The sequence below is a fragment of the Rhodococcus sp. 14-2483-1-1 genome, assembly GCF_002259335.1.
GTDB lineage: Bacteria > Actinomycetota > Actinomycetes > Mycobacteriales > Mycobacteriaceae > Rhodococcoides.
Genome location: NZ_NPFX01000014.1, coordinates 790,549 through 813,575, shown reverse-complemented (window position 1 = coordinate 813,575; position 23,027 = coordinate 790,549). Strand labels below are relative to the sequence as shown.

Annotated in this window: 23 protein-coding genes; 9 read left to right on the top strand and 14 right to left on the bottom strand. The window is 65.0% G+C overall.

The window, feature by feature from the left end:
• Positions 1-44 precede the first annotated feature (44 nt).
• From CH294_RS15240 to CH294_RS15230, 3 genes are read left to right on the top strand one after another with little or no spacing between them, the layout of a single operon-like run.
• Positions 45-1,427 carry an HNH endonuclease signature motif containing protein gene (locus CH294_RS15240; protein WP_141216512.1) on the top strand — a complete coding sequence of 461 codons (1,383 nt, stop codon included), beginning with the start codon at positions 45-47 and terminating at the stop codon, positions 1,425-1,427.
• Between the two features lie 25 nt (positions 1,428-1,452).
• Positions 1,453-3,912, top strand: coding sequence for an aminopeptidase N (pepN, locus tag CH294_RS15235; RefSeq protein WP_094738367.1), 2,460 nt, complete (start codon positions 1,453-1,455; stop codon positions 3,910-3,912).
• A 5-nt stretch (positions 3,913-3,917) separates the two neighbouring features.
• Complete coding sequence (locus CH294_RS15230; RefSeq protein WP_032401889.1) at positions 3,918-4,229, top strand: hypothetical protein; 312 nt, start codon at positions 3,918-3,920, stop codon at positions 4,227-4,229.
• 19 nt (positions 4,230-4,248) lie between these two features.
• On the opposite strand, the gene CH294_RS15225 is transcribed toward CH294_RS15230, so the two are convergent.
• Positions 4,249-5,331 (bottom strand): PLP-dependent cysteine synthase family protein, encoded by a 1,083-nt coding sequence (locus CH294_RS15225; protein ID WP_094738366.1) that lies wholly within the window; start codon positions 5,329-5,331, stop codon positions 4,249-4,251.
• Complete coding sequence (locus CH294_RS15220; protein WP_094738365.1) at positions 5,328-5,711, bottom strand: DUF4229 domain-containing protein; 384 nt, start codon at positions 5,709-5,711, stop codon at positions 5,328-5,330. Before CH294_RS15220 ends, CH294_RS15225 begins: the two co-directional genes overlap by 4 nt.
• Positions 5,712-5,879: 168 nt before the next feature.
• Here CH294_RS15220 and CH294_RS15215 point away from each other — a divergent pair, with 168 nt between their 5' ends.
• Positions 5,880-6,095: a BldC family transcriptional regulator gene (locus CH294_RS15215; protein ID WP_032380406.1), complete on the top strand. Its 216-nt coding sequence runs from the start codon at positions 5,880-5,882 to the stop codon at positions 6,093-6,095.
• A gap of 132 nt (positions 6,096-6,227) precedes the next feature.
• Positions 6,228-6,425 carry a hypothetical protein gene (locus CH294_RS15210; protein WP_032380405.1) on the top strand — a complete coding sequence of 66 codons (198 nt, stop codon included), beginning with the start codon at positions 6,228-6,230 and terminating at the stop codon, positions 6,423-6,425.
• A 14-nt stretch (positions 6,426-6,439) separates the two neighbouring features.
• Here CH294_RS15210 and CH294_RS27510 read toward each other — a convergent pair whose 3' ends face one another.
• From CH294_RS27510 to CH294_RS15170, 8 genes are all read right to left on the bottom strand, one after another.
• On the bottom strand, positions 6,440-7,702 hold the full coding sequence (locus CH294_RS27510; RefSeq protein WP_212709803.1) for a MinD/ParA family protein: 1,263 nt from the start codon (positions 7,700-7,702) through the stop codon (positions 6,440-6,442).
• Positions 7,703-8,379: 677 nt separating this feature from the next.
• Positions 8,380-9,345: a c-type cytochrome biogenesis protein CcsB gene (ccsB, locus tag CH294_RS15200; protein WP_032401886.1), complete on the bottom strand. Its 966-nt coding sequence runs from the start codon at positions 9,343-9,345 to the stop codon at positions 8,380-8,382.
• A gap of 3 nt (positions 9,346-9,348) precedes the next feature.
• A complete protein-coding gene (locus CH294_RS15195) occupies positions 9,349-10,968 on the bottom strand; it encodes a cytochrome c biogenesis protein ResB (protein ID WP_094738364.1) in 1,620 nt (539 codons plus the stop codon).
• On the bottom strand, positions 10,965-11,774 hold the full coding sequence (locus tag CH294_RS15190; RefSeq protein ID WP_094738431.1) for a cytochrome c biogenesis CcdA family protein: 810 nt from the start codon (positions 11,772-11,774) through the stop codon (positions 10,965-10,967). The genes CH294_RS15195 and CH294_RS15190 overlap by 4 nt, the downstream gene beginning before the upstream one ends.
• Before the next feature lie 8 nt (positions 11,775-11,782).
• Positions 11,783-12,373, bottom strand: coding sequence for a TlpA disulfide reductase family protein (locus CH294_RS15185; RefSeq protein ID WP_094738363.1), 591 nt, complete (start codon positions 12,371-12,373; stop codon positions 11,783-11,785).
• Entirely contained in the window at positions 12,366-13,028 is a 663-nt protein-coding gene (locus CH294_RS15180; RefSeq protein ID WP_032401883.1) for a histidine phosphatase family protein, read from the bottom strand. Before CH294_RS15180 ends, CH294_RS15185 begins: the two co-directional genes overlap by 8 nt.
• 52 nt (positions 13,029-13,080) lie before the next feature.
• Positions 13,081-14,400, bottom strand: a complete 1,320-nt coding sequence (gene hemL, locus CH294_RS15175) for a glutamate-1-semialdehyde 2,1-aminomutase (protein WP_094738362.1) — start codon at positions 14,398-14,400, stop codon at positions 13,081-13,083.
• Between the two features lie 69 nt (positions 14,401-14,469).
• A complete protein-coding gene (locus tag CH294_RS15170) occupies positions 14,470-14,916 on the bottom strand; it encodes a DUF1707 domain-containing protein (protein ID WP_094609505.1) in 447 nt (148 codons plus the stop codon).
• Between the two features lie 76 nt (positions 14,917-14,992).
• Here CH294_RS15170 and CH294_RS15165 point away from each other — a divergent pair, with 76 nt between their 5' ends.
• Positions 14,993-15,526 carry a pyridoxamine 5'-phosphate oxidase family protein gene (locus CH294_RS15165; RefSeq protein WP_032401880.1) on the top strand — a complete coding sequence of 178 codons (534 nt, stop codon included), beginning with the start codon at positions 14,993-14,995 and terminating at the stop codon, positions 15,524-15,526.
• Here the strand turns inward: CH294_RS15165 and CH294_RS15160 are convergent.
• Genes CH294_RS15160 through CH294_RS15145 form a run of 4 tightly spaced genes read right to left on the bottom strand, consistent with a single transcriptional unit; the run spans position 15,523 to position 19,313 of the window.
• Complete coding sequence (locus CH294_RS15160) at positions 15,523-16,110, bottom strand: hypothetical protein (protein WP_094609504.1); 588 nt, start codon at positions 16,108-16,110, stop codon at positions 15,523-15,525. The two genes, CH294_RS15165 and CH294_RS15160, sit on opposite strands and share 4 nt — an antisense overlap.
• Before the next feature lie 54 nt (positions 16,111-16,164).
• The gene (gene bioD, locus CH294_RS15155; RefSeq protein ID WP_094704028.1) at positions 16,165-16,854 is read right to left on the bottom strand and encodes a dethiobiotin synthase; all 690 of its coding nucleotides are present in this window, start codon (positions 16,852-16,854) and stop codon (positions 16,165-16,167) included.
• Entirely contained in the window at positions 16,851-18,014 is a 1,164-nt protein-coding gene (locus CH294_RS15150; RefSeq protein ID WP_094738361.1) for an 8-amino-7-oxononanoate synthase, read from the bottom strand. The genes bioD and CH294_RS15150 overlap by 4 nt, the downstream gene beginning before the upstream one ends.
• 24 nt (positions 18,015-18,038) lie before the next feature.
• The gene (locus CH294_RS15145; protein WP_094738360.1) at positions 18,039-19,313 is read right to left on the bottom strand and encodes an adenosylmethionine--8-amino-7-oxononanoate transaminase; all 1,275 of its coding nucleotides are present in this window, start codon (positions 19,311-19,313) and stop codon (positions 18,039-18,041) included.
• Positions 19,314-19,398: 85 nt separating this feature from the next.
• Between CH294_RS15145 and CH294_RS15140 the strand changes: the two genes are divergently transcribed.
• The 3 genes from CH294_RS15140 to CH294_RS15130 are packed head-to-tail and all read left to right on the top strand — an operon-like array spanning position 19,399 to position 23,015.
• A complete protein-coding gene (locus CH294_RS15140) occupies positions 19,399-20,751 on the top strand; it encodes a serine hydrolase (RefSeq protein ID WP_094738359.1) in 1,353 nt (450 codons plus the stop codon).
• Between the two features lie 46 nt (positions 20,752-20,797).
• Positions 20,798-21,004 (top strand): hypothetical protein, encoded by a 207-nt coding sequence (locus tag CH294_RS15135; RefSeq protein ID WP_032401876.1) that lies wholly within the window; start codon positions 20,798-20,800, stop codon positions 21,002-21,004.
• Between the two features lie 43 nt (positions 21,005-21,047).
• A complete protein-coding gene (locus tag CH294_RS15130) occupies positions 21,048-23,015 on the top strand; it encodes an acyl-CoA dehydrogenase (RefSeq protein ID WP_094738358.1) in 1,968 nt (655 codons plus the stop codon).
• The last annotated feature ends 12 nt before the right edge of the window (positions 23,016-23,027 follow it).

Sequence of the window (23,027 nt, the reverse complement as noted above, 5' to 3'; positions counted from 1 at the left end):
GTGTCGGTGCCCTGGTTTACGCTCGTGGCAACGAGGTCGAATACGTGTTCGATCTCCGGTCGCTGGGGGGTGACATGGGGCTACGAAAAGCGGCGTGGACGACGGACGAACATTCCGCGCTCGCCGACGTTCTGGGCGCGCGTCGGAGGATCAACGCTGCCGTCGCGTCGGAACTCGCCCTCATGGACCACTATGTCCGAAATCGAACGGCATGCGCATCACCGTGGGACACCGGGGTGACCGAGAAAGATCTGTTCAGCTCGGCGATCTGCGAGCTGGCGGCGGCTCTTTCATCCACCTTCGCCGCTGTGAACAACAAGCTGCAGATGTGGCGTCAACTGCGCCCTCTCGTGCGTCAGGGTTTCATCGACGGTGCGCTCGACCTGGAGCGAGTCAGGACGATCCACGATCATCTGCTTCATGCTCGGCCGGAGACGGTCGTCGCTCTCGAGCCCGAAATTCTCAAAGCCGCCCGGGAGATGGCTCCGAGCACCTTGGGCCGCGAGATCGACCGACTGCTCATCGAGGCCGACGCCGACTGGGACCGCGCGGTGCGCAAGCGTGCCGCTCGCACCGAGAAGCGAATCCGTCTTCGTCGCCGTGCACGGGGACTGTCGAGCCTGACCACCCTGATGACCGACGGCGAAGCCGACGAACAGCTTTCGCGGATCGACGCCGAGGTCACGCGTCTGCACCCGGAGGATCCGCGTTCGGACGACCAGCGTCGAGGCGACGCCCAGACTGCATTGATGCGCAGCGAGGCACTGCTGTGTGAGTGCCCCACATGCCAGGTGTCTCGCGGGGACGCGACGGATCCGGAGGCCCCTGATACCCACGAGACCGGTGGTCCGAGTCCGGAGACAACCGAGCCCTCGGACACGAATTTCGACGCAACCGGTGAAACATCCAGCGACATTTCGAGTCCCACTTCGGACACGATGCCACCGGCCGCACCACCACCCAAGCCTCCTGCACCTGATAAATCGGCGCCCGATACCGCGATGCGATCGCGGCCGGGCGGAGGAACGCTGATCGAACGGTGGCGTGGCATCGTCGGGCACGACCCCATCGGCGTCCACGCCTTGTATCCCGACGGCCACGGGGGCATGAAACTCCCGCCTCCGGGTGCACTGAGCTACACGCCCAGTCGATCTCTCGCGGCGCGAGTTCGTGCCGAACAGCCGTACTGCCTCCATCCTGGCTGCAACGTGCCTTCGGAACGATGCGACCTCGACCACATCGTCGAATTCGACCGACAACAACCCGAGAAAGGCGGCTGGACGATTCTCACGAACATCGGTCCGCGCTGCCGGCTCCACCACAACCTCAAAACGCGGAAGCTGTGGCGCACCGAACTACTCCCGGAAGGAGTCCTACATATCGTCGATCCACTCGGAAATCACTACTTCACCCCACCCGCCCTGTGAAAACGAATCACCTAGGGTTGGTTCGGTGAGCACCGCAAATCTGACCCGGACCGAAACTCGCAGGCGATCGCGACACATCGACGGGGTGAAGTATCTCGTCCATCTGGATCTCCTGCGAGCCGAGGACATGGATGTCGATACCTTCGAGACGGTCACGACCATCGAATTCGACGCCACCACCGCAGCGACATGGGTCGACTTCATCGGTGCCGCTGTCGACGAGGTCACCGTCAACGGCACCGACGCTCAGGTCGATTACGACGGCGCTCGCATCCAACTGGTCGGACTCACCGAGCACAACATCGTTCGGATACGTGCTCGCGGGCGATACAGCAGGTCGGGAGAAGGACTGCACCGCTTCGTCGACCCGGTAGACGACAGCGTCTACCTCTACACCCAGTACGAGCCGGCCGATGCTCGCCGGGTGTTCGCAAACTTCGAGCAACCGGACCTCAAGGCCTCGTTCACGCTGACGGTCACGGCACCACCGGCGTGGACGGTCTTGTCCAACCGCGCGGGGGTCACCGACGACACGGTCACCACCTTTGCCCCGACCCTGCCCATATCGACCTACATCACCGCGGTTGCGGCCGGCCCGTATCACGGCGTCGAATCATCATGGACGCGAGGCGAACTGACCGTTCCTCTCGGCGCATATTGCCGAGCCTCACTCGCCGAGCATTTCGACGCCGAGGACATCTTCGACATCACGAAGCGGGGCCTGGACTTCTTCCACGACAAGTTCGACTATCCGTACCCGTTCGGTAAGTACGACCAGATCTTCGTCCCCGAGTACAACCTCGGTGCGATGGAGAACCCCGGGCTCGTCACGTTCACCGAATCGTACGTATTCCGTTCGGCGGCAACCGAAGCCCAGTACGAGGCTCGCGCCAACACGATCTTGCACGAGATGGCACACATGTGGTTCGGCGACCTCGTCACGATGCAGTGGTGGGACGATCTGTGGCTCAAGGAGTCGTTCGCGGACTACATGGGTGCGTACGCATCGGCCGAGGCCACCCGATTCACCGATGCCTGGGTCAGTTTCGCGAACCGCCGAAAAGCGTGGGCCTATCTGCAGGATCAACTCCCCACCACTCATCCGATCGTTGCAGACATCACCGATCTCGAGGCCGCCAAGCTCAACTTCGACGGCATCACCTACGCCAAGGGCGCGAGCGTGCTCAAGCAATTGGGGGCATTCGTCGGTGCCGACGCCTTCTTCGCTTCCTCCCGCAACTACTTTCGCACCCATGCCTTCGGTAACACGACTCTGACGGACCTGTTGAGCGAGATGTCCACCGCCAGCGGACGCGATCTCGACACCTGGGCGGCCGCGTGGCTGCAGACCACCGGCGTGTCCACACTGTCCTTTACGGGTGATGCCATCGAGCAGACGGATCCGCGGCCGCACCGCATCGCCGTCGGACTCTACGATCTGAACGAGGACGGGAATCTGACGAGAACCCACCGCCGGGAACTCGACATCACAGAAGCGCGAACACCGGTCGACTTCGAAGATGCCGCACTGGTCCTGCTCAACGACGACGATCTGACCTACGCCAAGATCCGATTCGACGAGCGCTCCACCGCCACCGTGCAGGCTTACCTCGACCGCGTCGTCGACCCGCTCGCGCGAGGGCTCGTGTGGTCCGCGCTGTGGAACTCCACCCGGGACGCTGAGCTCTCTGCGCGCGAATACATCGATGTCGCAACCAGATTTGCGCCCAACGAGCCCAAGATCGGCCTTCTCTCCGCGGTGACGGCCAACGTGGCATTCACGCTCGGGCACTATCTCGGTGACGATCGGCGGGACGAACCCACCCGGCAATGGCTGAATGCGTCGTGGACGCAACTGCAGTCGAGCGAACCCGGGAGCGACGCACAGTTGGTGTGGGCGCGTGCGGTCGCATCGACTGCGCAGCTGGACGACCTCCTTGCGGAGGATTTGCGCTCACTGCTCGATGGCACTCGCACCATCGCGGGGCTGCGACTCGATCCTGATCTCCGCTGGGCATTCTGGCTGGCACTCGCCGCCACCGGCCACGCGACTTCCCACGACCTCGATGGCGAACTGGCCTCGGACGACACCCTGTCGGGACGCACCGCTCATACTGCGGCGTCGACGGCGATCCCCGACGCCGCCGTCAAGGCGAGGGCGTGGGCCGCCGTCACCGAACGCGAGGACATCTCCAACGATGTGCTCGACGCCTTCATCACCGGGTTCGGGGCTGGTCACCGACCGGACCTCACTGCGCCCTACGACGACCGATACTTCGAGTCCATCTCGTCGTTGTGGACCTCACGCAGTATCGAGATCGCACGGCGAATCGTCGTTCGCCTCTTTCCGCAGCAATCGTCTACCGACACCGCAGACTCGTGGCTCGCCGACCACGAGTGGGCACCGGCAGCGCTACGGCGCTTGGTGATCGAGCAGCGAGACCACCTGGCCCGGAGTCTGCGCGTCCAGGCCCGGCTAGGGTGACGAACATGGCTGACCACGATGCTCGACGCTCGATCACCACCTCCGTCCTGGCCGCCGGTGGCTTGCTCGGCGGCTTCGCTGTTGCCCGGCAATCGGGCAATCGGCAACTCGGCGGAGCAGTCCTAGCGGCGGTCGGCGTGGCGTGCACAGCGCAGTGGCAGAAATCCTCGGGCTCGGCTCGCGCCGGCGCACTGCTCGGGACCTACCTCGTCGCGTTCGGCGCTTCGCACCCGCTTGCGAAGAAGATCGGTGCGTGGCCGGCTGTCGGCACGGTAGCCGCTGCAACTGCGGTGGCGTCGTTGATTGTGAGCAGGTAGGTCGGCCATCGGGGCCCAGTCAGAATGCCCCGGTACGAATGAACTTTTCGAGAGCGGCGGTCGGTTCTTCGAGATTCATGCCCTGGTCCGCGACCCAAGTGTCGTCGAAGTATGTCTGCGAGTACCGATCTCCACCGTCACACAGCAACGTCACCACGCTGCCGCGTCGGCCTGCGGCGATCATCTCCGAGATCAATCCGAAGGCTCCCCAGATGTTGGTGCCCGTCGATCCGCCCACCCGCTTTCCGAGTGCCTCCGAGGTGAATCTCGCGGCGGCGACCGACGCGGCATCGGGAACAGCGATCATTCTGTCGATCACCTGGCCGACGAACGACGGTTCGACGCGCGGTCGTCCGATGCCCTCGATGCGGGAGGACAAGCCGGTCTCGAATCCCGCGTCCCCGGTCTCGTAGCCACCGATGAACGCCGAATTCTCTGGGTCCACCACAGCCAGTTGCGTTGCGTGCCTGCGATATCGGATGTATCGGCCGATCGTGGCGCTGGTTCCACCGGTCCCCGCGCCCACCACCACCCAGTCGGGAATGGGGCATTCCTCCAGCCGGAGTTGATCGAAGATCGACTCCGCGATGTTGTTGTTGCCGCGCCAGTCGGTAGCTCGCTCGGCATGGGTGAACTGGTCCATGTAGTGGCAGTCGGGTTCGGCTGCGAGCCTGTGCGCCTCGGTGTACATCTCGCCCGGCCGATCGACGAAATGGCAACTCCCACCATGAGACTCGATGAGCGCAACCTTGGCCGGGCTGGTGCTCCGCGGCATCACTGCGACGAACTTCAGGCCCAGCAGTCGAGCGAAATACGCCTCACTGACGGCGGTGGAGCCCGACGATGCCTCGATCACCGTCGTACGCTCGGTGACCCACCCGTTGCAGATCGCATAGAGGAACAGCGACCGAGCCAGCCGATGCTTCAAGCTGCCGGTGATGTGCGTGGACTCGTCTTTGAGGTAGAGCGAAATCTCCCACGCTGCAGGAAGGGGGTAACGCAACAAGTGCGTGTCGGCGCTGCGCTGCGAATCGGCCTCGATCAGCCGGACGGCATTGTCGACCCAGGTCCGTGATCCCGAGTGATCGACCGATGAAGTCACTTCTTGCCGTCTTCACCGCGCAGTTTCGACTGCAGGTCCGCACGCGCGGTGCGCCGGTCCTCGTCGACTGCCGCGATGGATTCGTTGACGCGGATCCGCATCTTCTTGAACAGGAGCAGCGACAGAGGCAATGAGATGAGCACAGCGAAAATCGCGGCGACGAGAACCGGAACCTCCACGCCGAACAGTAAACCGACGCCCACGATGACGGCAGCGATCACGATGACGAGGGCCAGTCGCGCAAAGGTGTAGACGCCGAGGTTCACGGCGAGGGACTTCTTGGCCGACCTAACCGGAACGACATTTCCGCTGGTCGGTTCGCTACTGTCGGCATTCGTCGCTTCACTCACGGCCTCCAGGTTACCGGTCTCACCGGGCATTCCGACCCGCCCCCGCAGTGACCGATTTGTCCATTACCTCCCCTTTACCAACCTTGTATCAGTCGAGTACCTAGGGGTTCGAGTGCAACCATGGGTTCCGAACGCAGCAGACCGATATCTCCGGTTCGACGCAAATGCACCGAACCGCATCGTAGGAGGACACGACAGATGAGCGCACCCACATTCCAGAAGGCTCAGGACTCACTGCTCACGCCGGGTCAGGTAGCCGCGCTTTTTCACGTCGACCCCAAGACCGTGACTCGCTGGGCACACGCCGGACGCCTCGGATCGCTCCGCACTCCCGGTGGACACCGTCGGTTCCGTGAGACCGAGGTCATGCAGCTGCTGACCTCTCTGACGACCGAAGCCGGCGTACACCACTGAGCCGGACGCGATACCGAAGTACCCGCAGACTCCGCACCCGTACGAACTCATCGAACATTCTCAGGAATCTTCGACGCTCGACGGGTGCGGAGGTTGTTGCATCGCGGCTACCCTCGTAGTAGGAGGTGCGTCGTGATCTATCTATTGGCGTTGATCGGCTTGGTGGCAGTGGTGGTTCTGTTCTGGAAGGCCTTCGGACCCAGCGCAGGTGCTGCGCCCACCCGCACAGTCGGACCAGATGACGATCCCGATTTTCTGTGGCGAATCAATCGTGAAGCTCGCCGCGGCGGGAAAGACGGAACCGAGGCCGGCACCGAACCGACCGAGTAGGGTTCGGCAGCTTCTCAATCGGGGCGAGAAGCGGTGGGCGAGTCGGGAAACCCGGCCGCTACCGCTGCCGCCACTTCCAGAAGCGCGGTGCGGGTCCGTCCACGAAGACGATCCAGCTCGATTTCCGCACCTTCTTCGAGATGCGGGTCGAACGGAATCGTCCGTACATGGGCGCATCGTTGCTCGAAGTGCTCGATGACCTTTTGCAAATCGACTTTTCCCGCTCTGGGCCGAACCCCGTTGACCACGGCCACCGACGTGGCCACCAATGATCGATACCCGTGAGCATCGAGCCAGTCCAACGTCGCCGACGCGCTCCGTGCACCGTCTACCGACGCCGAGCTGACGACCACCAGAGTGTCGGTGCCTTCGAGAATGCTCTCCATGGCCGAATGCATCAAACCGGTTCCACAATCGGTAATCACGATGCTGTAGAACTTCTCCAACATGTCGACCGCGCGGTCGTAATCTTCGCCGCTGAACGCCTCCGACGCTGCCGGATCCGAATCGGACGCCAACACCTCCAATCGGTTGGCATTCTGCGACGTGTAGGCACGGACGTCGCTGTAGCGATCCAGAGAATCCATGTCACGCAACAAGTTTCGAACGGTTGCAGTTGTTTCGCAAGGAACCTTCTGCCCCAGAGTTCCGCGGTCGGGGTTCGCATCGATCGCGATCACTCGATCACCTCGGATGTCGGCGAACGTCGACCCGAGCGTGGCGGTGGTGGTCGTCTTGCCGACACCGCCCTTCAGTGAGAGCACCGCGACGCGATAACACCCCACGAGCGTCCGATCGACCTGTGCGGTCAGCTCGAGCCGACGCTGCTGGGCGGCGCTGTTACCGACATCGATGTGGCCGCCGGACATCACGTACAGCGCCCGACGCCACCCGGAAACCGGTGGCACATTCGCCGATCGAACGAGCAACGAGTTGCCGAGATCGTGCGAGGAGACCGGCTGCACGGTCAGACGATCACCCGACAGGCTCTGACCGACCGCCGCTGCCTGGGGACCCAGACCATGCGCGTCGACTGCGCCGCGCTGCTGCGGCTGGTGCTGTGCGACGGATTGCGGATGCGGAAGTTGGGGCCACGGACCGGCCTGAGCTGGCCACTGGTTCTGCGGCGCACCCTGACCTAGAGGCATCATCGGCCCATGGGGCTGCGTCCCGTTGTTCTGCGGAGCCCCGTTCTTCTGCGGAGCCCCGTTGTTCTGCGGAGCCCCGTTGTTCTGCGGTGCCCAAGGGTTCTGCGGCGCTCCATAATTCTGCGGCATCCACTGCTGAGGTGGCGGTGGCCCCGATGGCACCGGCGCCGTAGGCGGACTCTCGATCGGCTTCGCCTCGGGAGATGGGGCCACGGTGCTCTGCAGCGCAGAAGTCGCCTGCTCAGCGGAGGCTACGGGAGTCTTCGTAGACGTCCCGCTCGCAGTGACCCTGTCCACCTCATCGCCAAGCACCGCCACCGAATCGGCGAGCACCGCCACCCCACTGGAATCCGTAACCTCATCAGGTCCGTCGGCCGCAGCATCTGTCCCGCTCCCTGCTTCACCACCGATGTCGGTCGACTCGGGAGCGTCTTGCGCCACCATCGCAGGGTCCACGGAAACCGGCGGCGGACCAGACGTGGGCGTGGCCTCGTGTGGCGCTACCGGTGGATTGTCCGCGCTCTCGGGCGGCATGGTGATGGGGGTCGAGCGGAACGGTTCCCGTGGAACCGCAGGCTTCGCGTCGGACACCGGTGTGGTTTCGACGGCAACCGCAGGCTCCGGATCTCGGTCGTCCGGCGGGTCGTCGTCCAATGGTCGGACGGGTTGCCAATTGTTCTCGTGCCGATCGGCCATGACCGATTCCCCCCAGTTCGCGTCCTACATCCTTCGATCCGGCTCGGATGTCTCCCCCATCGAGCCGGATCGGACGCTACCAGCTGAGCGGCCTGCGCAGCGGCCGAGTGCTAGTTCAGACCCGCGTAGCTGTGCAGGCCCGAGACCACCATGTTGATGATGAAGAGGTTGAACAGCATGGCGGTGAATCCGGCCACGTTGATCCACGCGGCGCGGGTGTTGCGCCAGCCGGAGGTGGCGCGGGCGTGCAGGTAGGCGGCGTAGATGATCCAGGTGATGAACGACATCGTTTCTTTGGGATCCCAGCCCCAGAAGCGTCCCCATGCGGCCTCGGCCCAGATCGCGCCGAGGATGACGCCTGCTCCGAAGAGCGGGAAGGCGACGATGGTCGTCTTGTATGCGAGTCGGTCGAGGGCTTGGGCGTCGGGCAGCTTGGAAGCGAACTTGCCCCAGAACCCGATGCTTTCCTCTCCCAGTGGCTGCTTGATGCGCAGTAGGAACAGCAGGGAAGCGACGCCGGAAACCAGCAGGATGCCGCTACCGACGCTGACGATGGTGACGTGAATGGGCAGCCAGTAGGACCGCAGTGCCGGGACGACCGGGGCGGCGTCGGCGTAGAGCTTGGTGGCGGCGAAGAACATCAGCACGATGATCGGTGCGAGAACGAACACCAGCATCGGACGCATCGTCTTCTTACGCAGGGCGATGACGGAGGTCAAGGCCGCGGCTGCGGTGGCCATGGTGACGAACTCGTACATGTTGCCGAGCGGGAAGCGGTGCGTGGCGAACCCACGCAGCACCACCGCGGTGATGTGCAGGATGAGGGCCGGCGCAAGCAACGCGAAGCCCATGCCTGCCAGGCGGTCGGAGAGCGGGCGCTTCGGCGCTTCCGCGACGCGACCCGGCCGGGTCTCGACCACCGGGGCACCTGCGCCGACCAGTTCCTTGGCCTGAGCAGCCGTGGCCTTGGCCGACGCGTACTGAGCGATGAGCAGAACGAATGCGAGCACGTAGATGGTGAACGCTGATTCGAACGACCAGTCGCTGTACTGCGAGAGGGTCTCGTTGATCGGCATCGGTCAGTTCTCCTGTTTCGAGGTGTCGCCGAGCAGGCGGGTGCACAGGCGGTCGAACTCTTCGCCCCACCCCGCCTGATCGGTGCGTGCAAGTCCGCCGAGGTCTACTACAGTACGTCGTGCCTGGGCGTCGGCGGTGAGCCGGACCCAGATTCTGCGACGCTTGATCACCAGTGAGACGAGCAGCCCGCCCATCATCGTGAGTGCGAAGACGAGCACCCAGGTCTGAGCCGGGTCGTGCGAGACCTGAAGGTTGACGAACTCCTTCGCCCCATCGAACGTGACGACGGTGCCGTCGCTGAGCGTCGCGGATTCTCCCGGCATCAGGTTGACGCGATCCTGCTTGACCAGCCGACCCTGGGCGATCATTTCCTGGTCGAGCGAGAAGATGGACTGCGGCAGTCCGGTGTCGAGGCCGGTGTCGCCCTTGTAGATGTCGATCGCGACGGCGGGGTCGTTCATCGCAGGGAAGCTCGACGACAGCAGGCTGCCGTGGAACGACGCCGTCGGCGCGAACAGTCCCTCGATGGCGATCTGGTTCTTCCGGCGGTCCAGTGCGTCGGGATACAAACCGCCGGGCGGGTCGACTCGCAGCACGCCACTGGACAGGAAGGTCGTGGCGTCCGTCGGTTGCCACTGGATGGTGTCGGTACGGGTCTCACCGTTCGGGAACGTCACGGTGAAGGTCGGTGCATAGCCGTGGCCCTGCAGGTAGACGCGGTCGCCTGCGACGCGCAACGGGTGGTTGACCTGAAGCTGATCGTCGCGCCACACGTTGTTCGTCAGGTCGTCGCCGGCCTGGTATTCGATGTTGGAGGTGAACATCTCGGCCTGGCCGTTGTCGAGGTAGTCGGCCTGAAAGTCCTTGACGCGCACACACAGTGGCTCGAGGTCTGTGCCGTCGACGAGATTGCCTGCGCGGAACGAGTCGTAGTTCGCGGGGGTCGAGGTGCAGAACCCGGGGCCGTCGTCGGCGATCACGATGCGGTTGCCCTCGTAGCCGAGCAGTTTGCCCATGGCGATCGCGGCCAACAGCCCGACGAGAGAGAGGTGGAAGACGAGGTTGCCGAGTTCACGGACGTACCCCTTCTCCGCCGAGAGCGTCACTGCTCCGCCGTCCTCGGTTCGCTGAGCAACGCGCCAGCCGCGCAGCTGAGCACGCACCTGCCCGGCAATGTCCTCGGGTGTGCCGTCGACGTCGTACCGACTGTGGTGCGGCAGCCGCGAGAGGTTGCGTGGGGCGCGAACAGGCTTGGTACGCAACTGCTTTGCGTGCTCGATACACCGCGGCAGGATGCATCCGATCAACGAGACGAACAGCAGTGCGTAGATCGCGGTGAACCAGAAGCTGCCGAAGACGTCGAACAGCTCGAACTTGTCCATGATCGGGCCGAGGGTCGGCCGGTCGGCGATGTATTGCTCGACCTTGCCTGCGTTGAGGCTGCGCTGCGGCACCAGGGCACCGGGCACTGCGGCGAACGCCAGCAGGAACAGCAGCACCAGCGCGGTGCGCATGCTGGTCAGACCGCGCCAGGTGTTGCGAATCAGGGCCACTCCCCTGCCCAGCACCGACTGCTTGTGGGGCGGCGACGCTTCGGTGCGCTCTTCGACGTCGGTGGTCATATCGGCAACACCACATCGGAGACGAAGGCGTCGCGTACCCAACCGACGAACTGATCCCAGGCACCGGTGACCAGTGCAATTCCTACCGCTATCAACATGATTCCGCCGAACACCTGTATCTGTCGTGCGTGTGTACGTAGCCAGCCGACGCCTCGAAGCGCGCTGACCGAACCGAACGCGAGGATCACGAACGGCAATCCCAGACCGAGGCAGTACGCCACGATGAGGGTGACGCCGCGCGCTGCCGTCGCACCGTCGGTGCCTGCGGCGAGCGAGATGACGCCTGCGAGTGTCGGCCCGAGGCACGGGGTCCACCCGAGTGCGAACACGCCTCCGAGCAGCGGAGCGCCGGCCAGTGAACCGATCTGCTTCGGCTCGAAGCGCACATCGCGCTGCAGTGCGGGGATCAGGCCGACGAATACCAGTCCCATGGCGATGGTGACGACGCCGCCGATGCGCATGAGCAGCTCACGGTTGATCGCCAGCACCGATATTGCGCCGAACACCGACGCGGTGGCGAGGACGAACACCACGGTGAACCCGAGTACGAACAGTCCCGCCGCACCGGCTACTCGAACCCGTCCGTTGCGCACCTTCGTCTTGACGGCGGCCTCGTCGGCACTCACGGCCGGCGCGTCGGCTCCGACGACTCCGGCGAGGTAAGACAGGTAACCCGGTACCAGTGGAACGACGCACGGTGATGCGAAGGAGACGAGTCCGGCCAGGACGCAGGCACCGAGAGCCAGGATCAGCGGCCCGGAGGCCGCAGCTTCCTGAAAACTCGCGCCTATCCCGGCGAGATACATCGTCTCTGTCACGGCTGCACTGGCTCCTCGGCTGCTATCCGTTCGACGACGGGCTGCAGGTCCTCGGCGAGCAGTTCACGCAGGAACACTGCGGCGACACGATGCTGCCGGTCGAGCACGACGGTGGTCGGGATGACGGAGGTGGGAACGCCGCCGAGTGCAGTGAGCGTGCGCATCGGCGGGTCGTAGATCGAGGAGTAGGTGACGTTGTTGCTGACGACGAAATCCTGTGCGGCGGTTTGTGATTCGTCGCGCACGTTGATGCCGAGGAATTCGACACCGGAGGCCTTGGTGGCCTCGTAGACCTTCTCGAGGTCGTCGGCTTCACCGCGGCACGGACCGCACCACTGTCCCCAGACGTTGAGCACGACGACGTCACCGTCGTAGTCCGACAGCGAGGTCGTCTTGCCCTCGGTCATCAGGTCGGGCCCGGACAGTTCGCCGAGGGCACTTCGCTCGGACGGCGGATCGTAGAAGATGTCGGTCTTCCCGCCCGGCGAGACGAATTGGAAGGTACCGCCCTGAGCAACCGCGTCGGTGCCGGTCGAACAGCCGGCGACGAGGGCCACCGCGGCAACCGCGAGCACAAATCTACGCACCGGAGATCCTCGGGTCGGACGCTCCCGCTGGCTCGGAGTAGACGAGGTCGACGAGCTGATCGCCCTCGTAGACGAGCGACGTCAGCGACGCGAGTCCGCACTGGCGATTGCGCGGGTCGTGCCAGAGCCGGTCGCCCTGCAAGAAGCGGCGAAGCGTCCACACCGGGAGTTGGTGGCTGACGCAGACGGCCTCGTGCCCGACGGCCGCGACGCGGGCTGCGTTGACGGCGGCGAGCATGCGGTGCGCGATCTGCAGGTACGGCTCGCCCCAGGAGGGCGTGAACGGATCGCGCAGTTTCCACCAGTGTCGTGGCCGACGCAGCGCACCGTCACCGACGGCGACGCGCAGCCCCTCGAATTCGTTCCCGGCCTCGATGAGGTTCTCGTCCTCGGCGATGGTAAGGCCGTGAGCCGCCGCGATGGGTCCGGCGGTCTCCTGGGCGCGCAGGAGCGGCGATGCAACGACGTGGGTGATGTCGTGGCCGGCGAGAGCGTCCGCCACCGACTTGGCCTGTGCCTGACCGGTGACCGAGAGCTTGAAGCCGGGCAGCCGCCCGTAGAGGATGCCCTTGGGGTTGTGCACCTCGCCGTGCCGGAGGACGTGCACGATGGTGCGCGTCGTCGAGTGCGGATGTGTTGCGGGGGCCTCGGTCACGTCGGGGTCCTGTTTCTCGCTAGTCGGGTGGGGAGTCAGTTCTGTGTAGACGTCACAGTGGTGCGGAAGCAGCCGCTGCGGCTTTCGCGGCGGCGGGGGCTGCGTCGGCGATGATCTCGAAGGCTCGGTCGTCGAGCGCGGCCGAGACGAACCAGGCCTCGAATGCGCTCGGCGGCGGGTAGACACCGCGCGAGAGGAAAGCGTGGAAGAACGCCGGGTATCGCCATGTCTGCGCGGCCTTGGCCTGCGCGTAATCGGTGACGGGTCCATCGGCGAAGAACACACTCACCATAGTGCCCGCGAACTGCACCTGATGGGTGACGCCTTCGGCGGTGAGGGCGTCGCCGAGCAGCGTTCCGAGCCGCTGCGAGTTCGCCTGCAGCTTCTCGTAGACGGCTGCGTCGGCCAATTGCAGGCTCGTCAGGCCGGCGGCGACGGCAACGGGGTTACCGCTGAGCGTGCCCGCCTGGTACACCGGTCCGGCCGGCGCGAGGTAGGCCATGATGTCTGCTCGGCCACCGAATGCGGCAGCGGGCAGTCCACCGGACATGACCTTGCCGAAGGTGTACAGATCGCCCGCGACACCGTCGATGCCGTACCAACCGGCGGCGCTGACGCGGAACCCGGTCATCACCTCGTCCATGATCAGCAGCGCGCCGTGCTCGGTCGCAAGACGGCGCAAACCTTCGTTGAAGCCGGTGACCGGGGCAATCGCGCCCATGTTGCCTGCGGCGGCCTCGGTGATGATGCAGGCGATCTGGCCGGCGTTGGCCTCGAAAGCGGCGGACACGGCGGCGAGGTCGTTGTAGGGAACGACGATGGTGTCCGACGCCTGTGCGCCGGTGACTCCCGGAGAAGTCGGGAGCCCGAAGGTCGCCAGACCCGAACCGGCGTCGGCGAGCAGCGCATCGACGTGGCCGTGGTAGCAGCCGGAGAACTTCAGGATCTTGGTGCGGCCGGTGAATCCGCGAGCCAGACGCACCGCGCTCATGGTGGCCTCTGTGCCCGAATTCACAAGGCGAACCTGGTCGACCGGGCCGACTCGACGGACGATTTCTTCGGCGAGCTCGATTTCGCGCTCGGTGGGTGCACCGAACGACAGGCCGGTTGCCGCGGCCTTCTGGACGGCTTCGACGATGGCCGGGTGAGCGTGCCCGTGGATCATCGGACCCCAGGACGAGATGAGGTCGACGTAGGACTTCCCGTCGGCGTCGGTCATCGTGTATCCGCTGGCCCGCGTGATGAACCGTGGGGTTCCTCCGACCGATGCGAAGGCCCGCACCGGCGAGTTGACGCCACCGGGAATCACCGTGCTCGCGCGAGCGAAAAGTTGGGCCGATACGGGGGCGTCGTCGCCGAGAGGAGCAGTCACGACTTCCAGTGTCCCAGGTTCGGCGAAATCACCAACTACAGGGCGTAATAATGAGCTCGCCCGACAGCCTCAGTCGTCGGTTTTGTTGTCCTCGGGCATGAACACCATCGCAATCAGGATGATGCCCCAGATGCCGAGGGGCCACAGAGGCCAATAAGCGGTCGGCTCGCCGTCGGAGATCCACTGGACGGCCCAGATTCCGTTCATGACGACGGCACCACCGAACCACCATCGCCACTCGTCCAGATACTCACGCCACTTGCTCGTCGTGTGGGCGACGTCCCTTGCTTTAGATTCGTGTGCCTTCGATTTCTCTGCGTCCGGCAAGTCGCGAACGACCTCGGCCAAGTCGCCGCGAGTTCTCGACGCCCACACCGCGTCGAGGCGTTGTTCGTACTCGACCAAGGTCAAGCGGCCCTCGCCCATCGCCAGGCCGAGTGTGTTCACGACGACCTCACGTTCGTCGTTGCTCACGCGCAGGTCCAGCCGATCGTTCTTGTCGACATTCTTTCCCATACGCAGCCTCCCGACACTCGTGTCCGTTTTGTCACCTTAACGGTTGAGTGCGCTACGCACCGGGTAGTTGGTTTCGATGACGAACACCGACAGAACACACACCGATAGCTCCGCGGACGGGGTCACCAAAGTCGCCGAACTGATGTCCGACGCCGGACTCTGCATGTTCACCACCGTCGGTGGAGACGGCCACCTCATCTCGCGTCCGATGGCGCTGCAGGAAGCCGAGTTCGACGGCGACCTGTGGTTCTTCGCCGCACACGACTCGCGCAAGGTGGCCGACATCGCGGCGAATCCGACGGTCAACGTTTCGTTCCAGTCCGGCGAAGGCTGGGTGTCCCTGTCCGGCACCGCGGCCGTGGTCGAGAACCGAACGAAGGCCGAGGAACTGTGGAACACCCGGGCGGCCACGTGGTTCGAGAAGAATCCCGATTCACGCGAGGTGGCACTGATACACGTGGCCGCCGAGGGTGCGGAGTACTGGTCGACCCCAGGGTCGAAGGTCTCGAATCTGATGGCCTACGCCAAGGCCAAGATCACCAACGAGCGGCCGAACCTCGGCGAGCACGAGGTCGTCGAGCTCGAGCTACCCCACAATTCGACCGACTAGTTCCGCTCGTGCCGGGGTGCTGTCGGGGGCACGTCCGGATCGACCACGAAGTTCCGGTGGTCTGTGACGTTGCGGTCGTCCGTCACATTGCGGTCGCCGGCTATGTCCCGGGCATCTGTTCCATTGCGGTCGCCGACGATGCTGCGATCGCCTGTCGCATTGCGGTCGCCCACGGCGTCACGGTCATCTGCGAGAGTCCGGTCATCTCGCACGTTGCGGTCGTTTGTCATGGTCCGGCCGTTCTTCACGTCCGGGTCGATCCGATTCGCGCGCTCGAACTCCGAGTCGACCTCGTCGCGCGATGCCGCCGCAACTCCCTGGTGTGACTGGGCCTGCTGTGCAAGTTTCTCCGCCTCGGCAGCTTTGACGTCGGCCTCGGCCTGCGCCCGACGCGCCTTGGCCTCGCTTTCGCGAGCGAGCAGTTCACGCTCTTCGACGATGGCCGCTTGATCGGCTGCCTTCTCGCGAATATCGTTCGCTTCCAGCCTCTTTCGCTCCTTGCCTTTGCGCGCCACGACCAGGGCGACGGCAACGACCAACACTACGACGACTACTGCAACGATGATCCACACTGCGGTACTCATAATTGGAACTCCCGATCTGTTTCGAATGCCGAAGCGGCAGACGTTCCCCGTCGGTTACCCGAGTAACGAATCAGTAAACTCGCCGAACATCGTGCGGGCGAGCGCACCGAATTCCTTCTCGTCCAACAGGCCTGCACCGCCGGGCACTGATGCGATCAGCTCGACACCCGTCACGAGCGGCAACTCCTCCAGGTTGACCCGCGCCGCCAGACTCGGTTCGGTCGACCACGACCCGATGACCAGGCCGGAACACGTCACGCCCGCTGCATGCACAGCTGCGACTGTCAGCGCGCTGTGATTGAGCGTCCCCAGCTCCGCCCCTGCCACGATCAGCACCGATGCGCCGACGGCTGCGGCGATGTCGAGCGCGGTGAACCCTGCGGCACCCAAACGCACCGCTACTCCGCCCGCACCCTCGACCAGGACGAGGTCGTGGGTCTCGTCGAGTGCGAGAACCGCGTCGACGACGGCGGTGAGTTCGAGCATCGGCCGACCGGACCGGCGGGCCGCGACATCAGGTGCGAGTGGCTCGGGGTACCGCGCCAGCTCGATTCCGCGAACTCCCGAAAGACGCTCCACCACATCGATATCCGACTCTTCCGGGCAGTCGTCCCCCACTCCGGTCTGCGCCGGTTTGCATACCGCCACCGTCCGTCCGTGCGCCCGAGCCGCGGCCGCGAGCGCTGCGGTCACCACGGTTTTGCCGACGCCGGTCGACGTTCCGGTGACGAGCAGCACGGTCATCCCGGCACCGCCGCATTCGAGAGCGCCGAATTCAATACTGCAGCATTCAATACCGTCGCCAGAACCGCTGCGGCACGGTCGATGTCGGCATCGGTGAGGTCGGCGCGGGCGGTCAATCGCAGCCGAGATGCGTTCGGAGGAACCGACGGCGGCCGAAAGCACCCGACGCGCACGCCGAGCTCGAGACAGTCCCCGGCCGCGCGGACGGCACGCTCGGCACCACCGAGTATCACCGGAACGACCGCCGATGCAGTCGGTTCCACTCCCGCCGCAGAGGCCAGTTGTGTTGCCCGAACACCGATCGCAGCCACTCGATCGGGTTCGGTGCGCAGAATTTCCAGAGCGGCCGATGCTGCGCCCACCGATGCCGGGGCGAGCCCGGTGTCGAAGACGAAGGTGCGCGCGCCGTGCAGCACCTCGTTGCGGACGGCGGCCGGGCCGAGTACGACGCCTCCCTGCGACCCGAGTGCCTTGGACAGCGTCGCGGTGATGACCAAATCGGGCGCACCGGCCAGGCCGGCGTCGTGGACGGCCCCGCGTCCGCCGGCTCCACGAACGCCCAGCCCGTGCGCCTCGTCGACGACGAGTACGGCGTCGCGTCGCCTGCACACCGCGTACAACTCGGCCAGCGGCGCGAGGTCGCCGTCGGCGCTGAACACCGAATCGGTCACCACCAGAGCCCGCGTCTCGGTGCGCTCCCGCAGCAGTCGGTCGACGTGCTCGGGATCGCAGTGGTGCGCGACAGCAACCCGTGCCCGGGACAGTCGACAAGCGTCGATCAGCGATGCGTGCGACGCGGCGTCGGAGATCACCAGCGCGTCACGTCCCGCCAGCGCGGTCACGACGCCCAGGTTGGCGGTGTAGCCGGAGGAGAACACCAGCCCGGCGTCGGCACCGACAAAATCGGCGAGTTCGTCCTCCAGTTGCTCGTGTGCCGTCGTCGTGCCGGTCACGAGCCGCGATCCGGTGGATCCGCCGCCCCACCGGCGCACTGCAGCGCAGGCCCCGTCGATGACAGCCGGATGTCGGGCCAGACCGAGATAGTCGTTCGACGCCAGATCGAGAACTACGTCCTCGGCTGTGCGGGCAACGACGACGCGCTCGAGTCCGGCCTCGCGTCGGATGCGCGCGGCGGCGTCGAGCCACTCCAGTGCGGTCATGGCAGCACCATACTTGAACGCTGTTCAAGTGTGGCTTCGGGCCACCGCCAGCATGGCCCCGGCGATGGCCGTGACGTCCTCGCCGGTGCAGATGTACGGCGGCATCGCGTAGACGAGGCGACCGAACGGCCGCAGCCACACTCCCGCGTCGACGGCCGCAGCGGTCGCCCGTGCCATGTCCACCGGAGTGTGCATCTCGATCACCCCGATCCCGCCCAGCACCCGGACGTCGGCGACGCCCGGCAGCGAACGAGCAGGTGCCAACCCCTCTGTCAGACCCGATGTCACACCCGCGACCTCGGCGCGCCAATCGCGCGAGAGCAACAGTTCCACCGAGGCCACCGCGATCGCGCACGCGAGCGGATTGCCCATGAACGTCGGCCCGTGCATCAGGCCACCGGCCTCACCGCCCGAGACCGTCGTGGCCACCTCGGTGGTGCACAGCGTCGCCGCCAGGGTCAGATAACCGCCGGTCAAGGCCTTTCCCACACACATGATGTCCGGCGCAACACCGGAATGATCGGCGGCGAACAACTCCCCGGTCCGGCCGAAACCGGTCGCGATCTCGTCGAAGATCAGCAGTACGCCGTACTCGTCGGCGAGGCGACGCAGCTCGACCAGGTATTGCGCGTCGTGGAATCGCATACCGCCTGCCCCCTGCACGATCGGTTCGACGATGATCGCCGCCAGCTCGCTCGCGTGCGCCGAGAGCACCTGCTCGAACTCGGCGACGTAGGACTCGTCGAACTCCGTGGGTGGAGCCGGTGCGAACACCTGTTTCGCGAGCACGTCGGTCCACAGCGTGTGCATCCCACCGTCCGGATCGCACACGCTCATCGGAGCGAACGTGTCGCCGTGATAGCCGCCGCGCCAGGTCAACAACCGCGTGCGCCCGTCCTCTCCACGGGCCCGCCAGTACTGCAACGCCATCTTCACCGCGACCTCGACCGAGACCGATCCGGAATCGGCGAGGAACACCTTGTCGAGCCCTGAGGGGGTGATCTCGACCAGCAGCTCGGCCAATCTCGCCGCCGGAGCGTGCGTCAGTCCGCCGAACATCACGTGACTCATCCGGCCCAGCTGATCGTGCGCGGCGGCGTCGAGCACCGGGTGCCGGTAGCCGTGCACCGCCGCCCACCACGAACTCATCCCGTCGATCAGTTCCCGGCCGTCGGCCAGGCTGAGCCGCACCCCGGACGCACTCTCGACCACCAGCGGTGTCGCGGTCGCCGGAAACCGGCTGTAGGGGTGCCACAGGTGGTCGGAATCGATTCGACGAACGTCCTCGGAAGTCAACACGCCACAGCACCCTGCCACAGCTCTCCTCGAGCGACGGCCGCGTCGCCCCCGAAGGCGAAATGTCCGAATCCGTTAGCATCGCAGCATGATGATGCCGCGCACCACGACGAGACTTGCAGTCGTTGCCCTCGCGTCGACTCTGACACTCTCCGCCTGCGGCGGCACGGCCGAAACGCCTGCGGCCACCTCCACCACGACGGCACCGGCCTTCGTCGTCGACACCTCGACTCCCATCGGTGCGCTCAACGACCGAATTCTGCAGTGGATCAACGGCGAGAACGCACCCGATCCCACCGAAGTGGAGGCCGTCGTCGGCCCCGAGTTGGCCGAGGCCGTGGCCCCGCTGGGCGGACTCGTCACCCCACTCGAACAATTGCGCGCCGGTGCACCGAACGTGGCCACGGGCTTCGAGGCCGGCCCTGATACCGGCGTCCTGCGCTTCACCACCGCCGACGTCCCGGCCACGATTTCCACCTCGATCGGTGCCGATGGCAAGCTCGACGGATTCCTGGCCAGACCAGACACCCCCGAGATCTCGTCGTTCGACAACCTCGATGCGGCGCTGTCGAAGGTGGCCCCGAAGTACTCCTACAGTGCGTCTCGTCTCAATGGTGGTGACTGCGAGGCCGTCTACTCCACCAACGCGGACGCAGTGCTGCCGCTGGGGTCGGTGTTCAAGTTGTACGTGCTCGGCGCGCTCACCGACGAGATCGAGGCGGGCACTGTCCGATGGGACGAACAGCTCACCGTTCGCGATGCGACCAAGAGCGCGCCGTCCGGCGAATTGCAGAATCTGCCCGACGGCACCGCGGTGTCGGTTCGGGAGGCCGCCGAGAAGATGATCTCGTTGTCCGACAACACCGCAACGGATCTGTTGATGGAACGACTCGGCCGCGACCGCGTCGAACGCCAGCTCGCTGTCATGGGGCATCACGATCCGTCGGTCATGACGCCGATGATGGACACCCGGCAGTTCTTCGTCATCGGATTCGGCGATCCGAACATGCGGGCCGAGTGGTCCGGTGCGGACCCGGACGGCCGGGTCGAGCTGCTCGCCCGAGCGGACTCGCGGCCGCTCGAGATCGACTTCGAGAACTTTCTCGACAATCCGGCGTCTGCCGACGGCGTCGAGTGGTTCGCCAATGCGCAGGACGTCTGTGCGGCAATGGGCTACCTGGCATCGGGTCCGGCAGCGGAGGAGAACCGCCGGATCCTGGCGATCACCCCGGGTGTGCAGCTCGACGCCGCACTGTGGCCGTATTCGGGCTTCAAGGGCGGCAATGCACCCGGTGACCTCGCCGGCGTATTCCTGGCCACCGATGCGTCCGGTCAGGACTGGATCGTCACCGAACAATTCCAGGCCGAGGGTGCGATCGATCTGATCCCGTCCAGCTACGCGTTCCTCGTTGCTCAGGAGGCGTTCGCGCTACTGAAGTAGGTGTGATTTGTAACATCGGTGTTACTGCTGCATTACACTCACGGTCGTGGAGGCACAACACGAACCAGCCCAGCACGCGTGGCCTACGGGCTTCAAAGAGTTCCTGGTCAGCGAATTCACCGACTTCAGCCCCCTGGTCAACCGGGCTCTGGAGGACAACTGTGCGTCGCTGTTCCACGACGGTCCGTACGCGAAAACGGGCTTCTGGCGCACCTGCAGAGCGGTGTTCAGAGAATTCGTCTGGCCGGTCTGACTTTCCGGCCCTCACGCGCGGCGGCAAAAGGTTACCGTCGAGTATGGCAACCACAACGGATCACCTTCGGAACACTCTGGACGGCCGCTGGCGAGATGTGAAGAACGAGGCGCGCACGCAGCTCGCGCGCGACGAGTTCCGACCGCACTACACGCCGAACACCGTCATCGCCCGCACCAAAGCACTCGAGCAACTCAAGCTCCTCGCCGCCGCCGGTGCGGCCGACAACGGCTTCAAGAAAGAACACGGCGGTACTGGGGATGTCGGCGCTGCAGTGACGATGATCGAGATGCTCGCGATGAGCGACTTGTCTTTGATGGTCAAGGCCGGCGTCCAGTGGGGACTGTTCGGTGGTGCCATCGAAAATCTCGGCACCGAACGTCACCACGAGGCATACGTCCCGAAGATCATCAACCTCGAACTGCTCGGTTGTTTCGCCATGACCGAGACCGGACACGGCAGCGACGTGCAGTCGCTCGAGACCACGGCCACCTACGACCCGAAGACGGACGAATTCGTCGTCAACTCCCCTACGCCGTCCTCACGCAAGGACTACATCGGCGGTGCCGCCGAGACTGCGACCGGCGCCGCTGTGTTCGCCCAGCTCATCACCGCCGGACCGGGCCAGGAGCCCGAAAGCCATGGTGTGCACTGCTTCTTCGTGCCACTACGTGACGAGAACGGCGACGACCTGCCCGGTGTCACCACTTCGGACTGCCAGTACAAGGGCGGCCTGCCCGGGGTGGACAACGGCCGCATCATGTTCGATCACGTCCGGATCCCGCGAGACAACCTGCTCAACAAGTACGCCGATGTGTCCGACGACGGTACGTACACCTCCCCCATCGAGAACAAGTCCCGACGGTTCTTCACGATGCTCGGCACGTTGATCCGTGGCCGCGTCACGGTCGGCGGCAGTGCCGCCGCTGCCGCGCGGGTCGCTCTGGACATCGCGACGCGATACGCATTGCAGCGCAGACAGTTCGCTGCACCCGATTCCGATCAGGAAGTTCTGATCATGGACTACCTGGTGCATCAGCGTCGACTGTTCCCGCTCATCGCCAAGTCCTACGCCCTGCAATTCGCACAGAACGAACTCGTGTCGAAGATGCACGAGCTGCAGACCGCGGACAGCCCCGACGCCGAGGAGCAGCGCGAGCTCGAGTCACGTGCAGCCGGCCTCAAGGCGGCGAACACCTGGCATGCGACCGCCGCGATTCAGGAAGCCCGCGAAGCATGCGGCGGCGCAGGCTATCTCGCCGAGAACCGGCTCATCTCGCTCAAGGCCGACACGGACGTGTTCACCACGTTCGAGGGCGACAACCATGTGCTCACCCAGCTGGTGGCCAAGGAACTGCTCACCGCGTACGCCGACGACGTCAAGTCCATGAGTCCGGTCGAGTGGGTCAAGTTCGCCGCCGATATGGTCGGCGACCGAGTGGTCAAACGCACTGCAGCGCAAGCGATCATGCAGACCATCCTGGACCGCCGCCAGGACAACGAGGAAGAGGGCTCGCTGTTCAATCGCGGCACCCAGGTCAAGATGTTCGAGGATCGCGAGGAGTACCTGCTCTCCACCGTCGCTCGCCGGTTGCAGTCCAAGTCCAAGGAGACCAGCCCGTTCGAGGCGTTCAATGCGGTGCAGGATCACGTGCTGCACGCTGCGAGCGCGCACATCGATCGCATCATCTTCGAGGCCTTCATCGCCGGCATCGAATCGTGTGAGGACTCGGCCACCCAGGATCTGCTGCACGAGGTCTGCGATCTGTATGCCCTCTCGGTGATCGAGAAGGACAAGGCCTGGTTCATCGAGCACCGCTACCTGTCCACCGAGCGGTCCAAGGCCGTCACCCGCGCCATCAACGAGCGCTGCCGCACACTGCGTCCGCACGCGGAGTTGCTCGTCGACGGTTTCGGTGTGCCCGACGCGTTGGTCGGTGCGGCAATGCTCGGCGAGCCGGGAGCGGGAACCGAGGAAGAGCCGGCGGCCAATCCCAGTCACGCGCACTGACGCATGACGGGA

What these genes read in the sequence shown, in the direction of transcription:
- CH294_RS15220 (WP_094738365.1), bottom strand. Translation starts at nt 5,711, where the DNA reads ATGCCCGGTGAGACCGGTAACCTGGAGGCCGTGAGTGAAGCGACGAAT.
- CH294_RS15215 (WP_032380406.1), top strand. Translation starts at nt 5,880, where the DNA reads ATGAGCGCACCCACATTCCAGAAGGCTCAGGACTCACTGCTCACGCCG.
- CH294_RS15170 (WP_094609505.1), bottom strand. Translation starts at nt 14,916, where the DNA reads ATGGGAAAGAATGTCGACAAGAACGATCGGCTGGACCTGCGCGTGAGC.
- CH294_RS15165 (WP_032401880.1), top strand. Translation starts at nt 14,993, where the DNA reads ATGACGAACACCGACAGAACACACACCGATAGCTCCGCGGACGGGGTC.
- CH294_RS15230 (WP_032401889.1), top strand. Translation starts at nt 3,918, where the DNA reads ATGGCTGACCACGATGCTCGACGCTCGATCACCACCTCCGTCCTGGCC.
- CH294_RS15150 (WP_094738361.1), bottom strand. Translation starts at nt 18,014, where the DNA reads ATGACCGCACTGGAGTGGCTCGACGCCGCCGCGCGCATCCGACGCGAG.
- CH294_RS15130 (WP_094738358.1), top strand. Translation starts at nt 21,048, where the DNA reads ATGGCAACCACAACGGATCACCTTCGGAACACTCTGGACGGCCGCTGG.
- ccsB (WP_032401886.1), bottom strand. Translation starts at nt 9,345, where the DNA reads ATGCCGATCAACGAGACCCTCTCGCAGTACAGCGACTGGTCGTTCGAA.
- CH294_RS27510 (WP_212709803.1), bottom strand. Translation starts at nt 7,702, where the DNA reads ATGCCGCAGAATTATGGAGCGCCGCAGAACCCTTGGGCACCGCAGAAC.
- bioD (WP_094704028.1), bottom strand. Translation starts at nt 16,854, where the DNA reads ATGACCGTGCTGCTCGTCACCGGAACGTCGACCGGCGTCGGCAAAACC.
- CH294_RS15190 (WP_094738431.1), bottom strand. Translation starts at nt 11,774, where the DNA reads ATGTATCTCGCCGGGATAGGCGCGAGTTTTCAGGAAGCTGCGGCCTCC.
- CH294_RS15140 (WP_094738359.1), top strand. Translation starts at nt 19,399, where the DNA reads ATGATGATGCCGCGCACCACGACGAGACTTGCAGTCGTTGCCCTCGCG.
- CH294_RS15195 (WP_094738364.1), bottom strand. Translation starts at nt 10,968, where the DNA reads ATGACCACCGACGTCGAAGAGCGCACCGAAGCGTCGCCGCCCCACAAG.
- CH294_RS15160 (WP_094609504.1), bottom strand. Translation starts at nt 16,110, where the DNA reads ATGAGTACCGCAGTGTGGATCATCGTTGCAGTAGTCGTCGTAGTGTTG.